General features: G+C 43.2%; 5 protein-coding genes. 4 read left to right on the forward strand and 1 reads right to left on the reverse strand.

What is annotated here, in order from left to right; translation table 11 throughout:
* Nucleotides 1–432: 432 nt before the first annotated feature.
* From LC653_RS43530 to LC653_RS46650, 3 genes are all read left to right on the forward strand, one after another.
* On the forward strand, nucleotides 433–2,649 hold the full coding sequence (locus LC653_RS43530) for a lipoxygenase family protein (protein WP_229501467.1): 2,217 nt from the start codon (nucleotides 433–435) through the stop codon (nucleotides 2,647–2,649).
* A gap of 339 nt (nucleotides 2,650–2,988) precedes the next feature.
* On the forward strand, nucleotides 2,989–3,339 hold the full coding sequence (locus tag LC653_RS43535; RefSeq protein WP_229501468.1) for an SRPBCC family protein: 351 nt from the start codon (nucleotides 2,989–2,991) through the stop codon (nucleotides 3,337–3,339).
* A 432-nt stretch (nucleotides 3,340–3,771) separates the two neighbouring features.
* Nucleotides 3,772–3,906 (forward strand): hypothetical protein, encoded by a 135-nt coding sequence (locus LC653_RS46650; RefSeq protein ID WP_267923437.1) that lies wholly within the window; start codon nucleotides 3,772–3,774, stop codon nucleotides 3,904–3,906.
* Between the two features lie 611 nt (nucleotides 3,907–4,517).
* Here LC653_RS46650 and LC653_RS43540 read toward each other — a convergent pair.
* Nucleotides 4,518–5,063, reverse strand: a complete 546-nt coding sequence (locus LC653_RS43540; protein WP_229501469.1) for an NADPH-dependent FMN reductase — start codon at nucleotides 5,061–5,063, stop codon at nucleotides 4,518–4,520.
* A gap of 387 nt (nucleotides 5,064–5,450) precedes the next feature.
* Here LC653_RS43540 and ftsH point away from each other — a divergent pair, with 387 nt between their 5' ends.
* Nucleotides 5,451–7,340, forward strand: coding sequence for an ATP-dependent zinc metalloprotease FtsH (gene ftsH / locus LC653_RS43545; RefSeq protein WP_308189245.1), 1,890 nt, complete (start codon nucleotides 5,451–5,453; stop codon nucleotides 7,338–7,340).
* Nucleotides 7,341–7,858: the final 518 nt, after the last annotated feature.

A 7,858-nucleotide genomic window follows, 5' to 3' on the forward strand; every position in this document is an offset into this window, starting at 1 on the left:
CTCCAGAAGAAAGCGCAAGCTTTTGGTCTTCAACTTGTCCCCAAATCTCAAGATAAGGAGGAAGCTTCATTTTATCAAACCCTTTCTACATAAGCTTTACGTCAAGTGTTTCTTGAAAGAGGGTTAAATTATAAATGAAATGTGTAATTACTTGTTTTTCAGTAAAAATACTGAGTCAAAAAGCAAGTTGCTAGATTTAATATGGTTACTTGACAGCTAAGAGAGTAACAACTTTGTTGAGTTAGTACTAACAGCCCAAGTTAATATCTGAATTATCTAATCTTAGGACAGCAATAAAATCATAAATACGCTGTTGAAGGCGCGTTTCCCGCGAACTGTCCTAACGGCTTTGGCGACTGCTATATGTTTGCAGTTGGCTACAGTTAGGCTGTGCAATTTCATTGAAAACCAGAACGAATAGATTTAATCACAATGTCTAGCGAAGCTACCTTTTTTGACCGAAAGCCTGATGTTGAGGTGTTTGGCATCGTAGAAGCACCCATCCATCAAGTTTGGGAGTTGTTTAGACCGTTTGGAAAAGAGAACCTAGAATGGTGGAAAATTTACGAAACGATGGAGATTTTGCCCCCAGGAAATGATCAACTAGGTTGTATCAGGCGGTTCAAACTCATTGTTCAAAATGCGACATATGATGAATTGCTTGTAGCAAGGGATGATGAAAAGTTCTCCGAACGATATGATTTCGTGAAAGTAGAACCCCCAATCGACGGTTTGAAAGCCGTATCTACTTTTGTAGAGTTTAGCCCATTAATCGATCCGATAACTCGCAAAGAAACTTTCACACAAGTCCGTTGGTATTCCTACACCGAGGCATACCCATTTTCTTTAAAACAAGCGCTGATGGCGATGCAACACAAGGCATACACTGGCGCAATTCAGTATTTGAATAACGCCTTGAATCCGAGAGTAGAATCTAACACGATTAACTTACCTCATGATACCGAAGGAGAGAGCCAGCAAAGAGTAATCGAATTGACAGGCAAATTTCAAAAGATTCTCAAGCAGATAGTTGGTAATGTTGTAGGAAATCAGCCAGAAATCTGGGAGTATCAGAAATATGAAAACATACCGGGGTTGTCGTCGGGTGTCGATTTGACCAAACTTCCTCGTGCTGTCAAGGGACTGCCCCGATCAGAGGCGTTAGATCCCGAAAGAGGTGGTATGTTTTCTAAACGACTCAATGAGGTTATCTACACCGAAATCGGGATAAAGGAGCGTTTGGCTCGATCTGGGAACATTTACGAGGCCGTACAAGGTGGATATATCGGGACAACGCAACATATTATCAAGAATTGGTTTAAGGATCGAGAATACGCCAGTCATTTTTTAAACGGACTGAATCCGATGGTCGTCAAAGTGGTCAGAGCGATCGAGGAAGTTCCCGAAAATATGCGTGGTCTGATGTATAAAGATAGCTCGCTCATGGATTTAATTCGGGAAAAACGCCTGTTGATGGTCGATCTTCCTGAGCTAAAAAACGTTAAGCCCTATCTAGAGATGCACACGTATCCCGCTACCGCGCTAATCGTGCAAAACTGCGAAGACGGGGAAGCATTCGTGGATATGGTCGGTATCCGATTAAATGATACCCTTCCCGTCCATACACCACAGTCTCCTAAAAATCGCTGGATGCTCGCCAAACTGCACATGAAGAGTGCCGATAACCAAGTTATGCAATTTGTCTGGCATCTGGGATTCGGGCATCTTGCTGTCGAACCTTTTTGCGTTGCTTTTCACAACGCTTTCCCACCGGGTATCGACCATCCTATCAAAGATATTCTCGCCCCTCATTTCAAAGATACGATCGGTATCAACTACGTGGCGCGGCATACCTTGGTTTCCAATGTAATGCCCTTTACCGATACAACCTTTTCGACCGGAACCGCGCAAGGTTTAGAGATCATGCTCAACGCGTGGCTAAAATGGGATTTCGAGTCATCCAGTTTCCCCCAACAACTGGCCGAACGCGGATTTGATCGCGAACAATCGGATGGTATTCAAAATTATTACTATCGCGAGGATGGTTTCAAGTTGTGGGATATTTTTGGCGAATATACGACCGACTTTGTGAATGCTGCTTATGCCACCGATGACGAAGTGGCGAATGATACGGTGGTGAAAGGATGGATCGCGGAAATGAGAGATCCAAACAAGGCCGACATCGCTTCATTCCCGACAACTATTACCGGTAAACAGCAATTAGCCAGTGTTCTGCAAAATATTATCTGGAAAACGAGTGCCGGACACGCCATACTCAACTTTGCCCAGTTCGACTACGGATCGTATATTCCCAACTATCCGATCGCTATGTTAGCGCCGATGCCGGAAGGAGAAGAAGAGATTTCGGACGAGTATGTAAAAACCGCCTTACCGCACACGCCCAATCGGATTTTGTTCCAGCTTAACTCTGCCTATTTACTGACGGCACCTTCTCGTCATCGTTTCGCGGGACATTTAGCGATCGCACCTTTGGCAAAGAGATTCCCTGAAGTACAACACCGAGTGAATCTTCGCTTTGCCGCGCTTTCGGCGGACATCAAGGTTCGCAATATGGAACTAGAGAATGCCGGAAAACTTCCCTATCCCTATTTAGATCCCGAAAATCTTCCTCCCAGTATTGACATTTAATCGTTAGCGGGGAAAAAGTGAAACTCTACCACCGTTTAAAGGTTCTCGAAACTTTTCCGGTCAGCCTTGAAATCAATCGAAGCTGACAGCTAATTAGGGTTTGCTGAATCAACCAAAAACCTTGATAAATCAATAGATTCAGGGGTAGAAAAGGCGGATCAGATGCAAGAAATAAGCCTTGCTCCCATCAAAAATCAAACACTTTTTTTTGAGATGAGAGACGATTCTGACTTCTTTCTCACTCCCCCTTCTGACTCCTGACTTTTTGTCATCTCGAAAAACTTTTTCAGCAAACTCTAATTATTATCTTTTCTTTGTGGATTTTACGAGACAGTAACCATGCCTTTTAGTTTTTCTTTTTCATCGGAACAATTCGCGAATTTAATTGCTGGCAAGCGTCTCTCGCTTACTGCCGATAAGTTTACCCCACTATCTCCCGATAAATTTTGGTCGGCATTTGACGACTATTTAACCCTTCAACAAGCTTTGAGCGGTCACCCGGATGTCATATTAGAGACGGGAGATAACCAGCCGGCTAACGGCGTGGGCGCGACGATACGGTTCGAGTATGCAAACTCGATTACCCGCGAGACATTAATCATTTATGAGCCGCAGAAACGAATTTGGAAAATCAAGCTTCCTGAAGCAAATTCTATTTTTAGTTTCTATGAACCTATCCCACTAATATAAAAATGTGGTAATCTACTTCTCACTTGAATTGGGTGTATCACTGTATGGCTGGACGTTTTGAAGGACTGAGTGACGAAGAAATGGAAGTTGTTTGAAGATATATTTTCTGAGGAGGCATCTAAACGTGGCAAAGGAATGCCTCATTCGCCATATCGTCATGTATTAAATAGTCTGTTGTACATTCTAATTACTATCTTGTCGATGGTGTGACCTACCTCGTGGTGATATGTGGGCATCGAAAAGCACGGGGAACACCGATGGCTAAAGCGATGGCGCTCAGATGGAACATTTGAATATTTACAAGCACGTATATTAGCGATGCCTGCGGTTCTTGCTAGCCTACGCTGATGAGAAAGGTCTTATAAACTGGGATTTTGGAGCTGTTGATGGCTCTTTTTCCCCGCTTGATGGGAGGGGGTGAGGAAATTGCTTATGGTAGCAAGGGTAAAGGTGTTCTTATTCACACACGTAACTGTTGGCAATGGAATGCCGCTAGCTAATTCCACCACTGCCGCCAATGGTAACGAGAGAGAACAAGTATTACCTCTACTTGATAATTTAAACTGAAAACTTTGAAACGGGGTAGACCACGTAAAAAACTTAAGGTACTGACTACTGATAAAGGTTACGATTCACTCGTAAAAACGTGCTGCCAAAGTTAAGCGAGGCATTCGACCCCAAATACCAAAACGGGTTTGGAAAACCAAGAAAAATAGAGGTAGACCTCTTAAAATCTCTGTTCCCAGATATCAGCAGGAACGTTGTTTTGCTTGGTACCAACGTAAATATCGTCGCCTAGTTGTACGCCCGTGAACGTAAAAAAGTATATTTTGATGCATTCATCGACCTTGCTACTATTCATATCTGGATTCAAAGAATTTTATTAGTGGGATAGGTTCACAAATGATTTAGGATTGCTATAGTATGTCATATCATGTCCGCTTGATTACTTATTAAACCCGAAGAACCCCACCCCGCCAAAGCTACGCTTTGTCTCCCCTCCCCGCTTGCGGGGAGGGGATTAAGGGGTGGGGTGCAATGACTATGACTGTGGAAATCATAACTAATTATACGGACATGATATCAAGCTCCTTTTGAGGGTTTGTAGTAAGCACTTTAGTGATTACAAAATGAAAATAAGGACTAAAGTCCTTACTACGAACTTGCCTACTCTAGAACTAATTTACACCCCGCAGCTTGCGAGTATTGTCAACTAAACTCTGAGCAAATTGGTCAAATCTTTGCGAAAGCTTCTCATCTACTAGCTTGCCTTCAGGACTGAAAGCACCCCAAGCTTGTCCGATCGCAATTTGTTCTGGAATCACCCAACCATGCACCCAACGAATAATTAGCCGTAGGTCATTTAAAGCATTACTATTAGACTGACCCCCTAATACGCTGATTAGTCCTGTCACTTTATCAGACAGTTGGTCAAAGCTCATCAAATCTAGAGCATTTTTCAGGACACCACTAACCCCACCATGATATTCAGGTGTCGCTAAAATTAATCCATCGGCGCGGCTGACTGTATCTTGCAAGCGCTGAACATCTGGGTACTCTGGATACTCCTTGGCACCAGTGCAAAACGGTAACTGCAACTGTCTTAAATCAAGAATTTCTACCTCTGCTCCGAGGGCTTCTATCCTTTGCACTGCTAAAAGTAAAGCAAGCTGGGTATAGGAGTTGGGTCTTAAACTACCACCAATGCCAACAATTCTCACCATAATTAATTAACCCACAAACTATTAACTAGCTACTATTACTAGATTTAGGAAAAAACGGAATCGTTATGACTATGTTTATCTTAGCGATTTGTGTCAGAATGTGTCAAATTAATATCTACTGGGGACTGGGGAAGATGAGGAGCAGGGGGAGCATGGGAGACAAGTCCTCTTCCCAATGCCCAATGCCCAGTCTTAACAGCTACATAAATCTAGATAATGATCTTGGTTGCTCAACTTCATGCGATCGCCGGAAGAAACTTGGGAATGGTTTTGTGTGGAAGTTAGACTAGATAAGAAAAGTGTAATTTCCAGTTATTACAATTTTTGGTAGAAGAATAGGCATAAAACCATAGCTCAACTTGTGCCAGCAGACAAAGGGTAATTATTATGACAAATTTGGGAAAAAAACCATTGATAAAAAGACAGTCGCCAAAGCGTGGTGCTTGGGTTGGTGCGATTGCAGCTAGTTTGATTATGTTACCAGGAATTTTCGGGAGTACTCCCGTCTTGGCACAAAAGGCAGAAAGCACCTCTTTAAATTATGGCGACTTGATCAAGAAAGCGAAGGCGGGAGAAATCCAAAAAGTAGAGCTTGACGAAACTGAACAGCTAGCAAAGGTTTATCTCAAAGGGCAAAAAGCTGATACACCACCGCAACAGGTGAGACTTCTGGCACAAAACACAGAGTTAATTAACATCCTCAAAGATAAGAATGTTGATTTTGGCGAAGTTTCTTCTGCTAACAGTCGAGCTGCTGTTGGACTGTTGATCAATCTCATGTGGATTTTGCCACTGGTGGCTTTAATGCTATTGTTCCTGCGTCGCTCTACTAATGCTTCTAGCCAAGCGATGAATTTCGGTAAATCCAAAGCTCGCTTCCAAATGGAGGCAAAAACTGGAGTAAAATTTGAAGATGTAGCCGGGGTTGAAGAAGCTAAAGAAGACCTCGAAGAAGTTGTTACTTTCCTGAAACAGCCAGAAAGATTTACTGCTGTAGGCGCACGTATTCCCAAAGGAGTGCTGTTAATTGGCCCTCCGGGTACTGGTAAAACTTTACTAGCAAAAGCGATCGCAGGTGAAGCAGGTGTACCATTCTTCAGTATTTCCGGTTCAGAATTCGTAGAAATGTTCGTCGGTGTGGGTGCATCTCGCGTGCGCGACCTCTTCAAGAAAGCCAAAGAGAATGCCCCTTGTCTAATATTTATCGATGAAATTGATGCAGTAGGTAGACAACGGGGTGCTGGTATCGGTGGTGGTAACGACGAGCGCGAACAAACCCTCAATCAACTGCTCACTGAAATGGATGGTTTTGAAGGTAACACAGGCATTATTATTATTGCTGCCACTAACCGCCCAGATGTTCTAGATGCAGCGCTGCTCAGACCAGGACGCTTTGACAGACAAGTGATGGTGGATGCACCGGATCTCAAAGGACGACTGGAAATTTTGAAAGTCCACGCGCGGAACAAAAAAATTGATCCTAGCGTATCATTAGAAGCGATCGCTCGTCGCACTCCTGGTTTTACTGGCGCAGACTTAGCCAACTTACTCAACGAAGCTGCCATTCTCACTGCTAGGAGGCGCAAAGAAGCTGTCACCCTTTTAGAAATTGATGCTGCTGTCGATAGAGTCGTTGCAGGTATGGAAGGAACCGCCTTAGTAGACAGCAAGAGCAAGCGCTTGATTGCCTATCATGAAGTTGGACATGCTTTAGTTGGTACATTCCTCAAAGACCATGACCCTGTACAAAAAGTTACACTCATCCCACGGGGACAAGCACTGGGATTAACTTGGTTTACTCCCAACGAAGAACAGGGGTTAATTTCCCGTTCCCAACTCAAAGCCAGGATTACTGCTACTTTGGGTGGTCGCGCCGCCGAGGAAATTGTTTTTGGTAAGCCAGAAGTGACCACGGGTGCAGGTAATGACCTGCAACAAGTTACAGGAATGGCGCGGCAGATGGTGACACGCTTCGGGATGTCAGAATTAGGCCCATTGTCACTAGAAAATCAGAGTGGAGAGGTATTTTTGGGACGTGACTGGATGAATAAATCAGACTATTCTGAGGAAATTGCCGCCAAAATTGATTCACAGGTGCGCGAAATTGTTAACAAGTCCTACATTAGAGCAATAGAACTGTTGCAGGAAAATCGCATAGTTTTGGAACGTTTAGTAGATTTGTTAATAGAACAGGAAACAATTGAAGGCGATTTATTCCGCAAAATTGTTGCTGACAATACCCAGGTAGCCGATGCACAAGTAGCTGTACCTCATTAGGGAATAATTGACATTCCCTAGTACTGGCAGAAGTTTGCCTATCTTTAACAAGAGGAGTTACGCTGTGCTGTACTAGTGAAAATCCAAAGATTCAGATTCCCGACTTTTTGAAAAAGTCGGGAATTTTATGTGAAAAATAATTTTTTATAGCGTAGATGCAAAGCGGCTTGCCACAGGTTACCGCAGAGGCGCAGAGAACGCAGAGAGAATTTTACAAATTTGGTATTATGTGTCATTCCGCAAAACTCTAAATGGCTGATTCCTACTTTCCCATATACGAATGTCCAAGTAGAGTTGTGTCTGGTGAAAATAAATTTCTTCATAAGCAAGTCGCAAACTACGCTCAAGACTGTTCGCTTCAACATCAGCAGCTTTGTTAGAGCCAAATGCTTTACTGGAGTTTAGACTAAAAGCGATATGAGAGAACGCAAATCAAATGGAATTAGAGATTAAAAATATTATCTTGTCAGCCTCAAAGTATCCGCGACCTTTAATAATTATGTAGTATATCTGCCCCA

This window comes from Nostoc mirabile CHAB5784 (assembly GCF_020829645.1).
GTDB classification, from domain to species: Bacteria; Cyanobacteriota; Cyanobacteriia; order Cyanobacteriales; family Nostocaceae; genus Nostoc; species Nostoc mirabile.

Bases quoted from the DNA above. Each gene is read 5' to 3' on its own strand.
- ftsH (WP_308189245.1), top strand. From the start codon at position 5,451: ATGACAAATTTGGGAAAAAAACCATTGATAAAAAGACAGTCGCCAAAG.
- LC653_RS43540 (WP_229501469.1), bottom strand. From the start codon at position 5,063: ATGGTGAGAATTGTTGGCATTGGTGGTAGTTTAAGACCCAACTCCTAT.
- LC653_RS46650 (WP_267923437.1), top strand. From the start codon at position 3,772: ATGGTAGCAAGGGTAAAGGTGTTCTTATTCACACACGTAACTGTTGGC.
- LC653_RS43530 (WP_229501467.1), top strand. From the start codon at position 433: ATGTCTAGCGAAGCTACCTTTTTTGACCGAAAGCCTGATGTTGAGGTG.
- LC653_RS43535 (WP_229501468.1), top strand. From the start codon at position 2,989: ATGCCTTTTAGTTTTTCTTTTTCATCGGAACAATTCGCGAATTTAATT.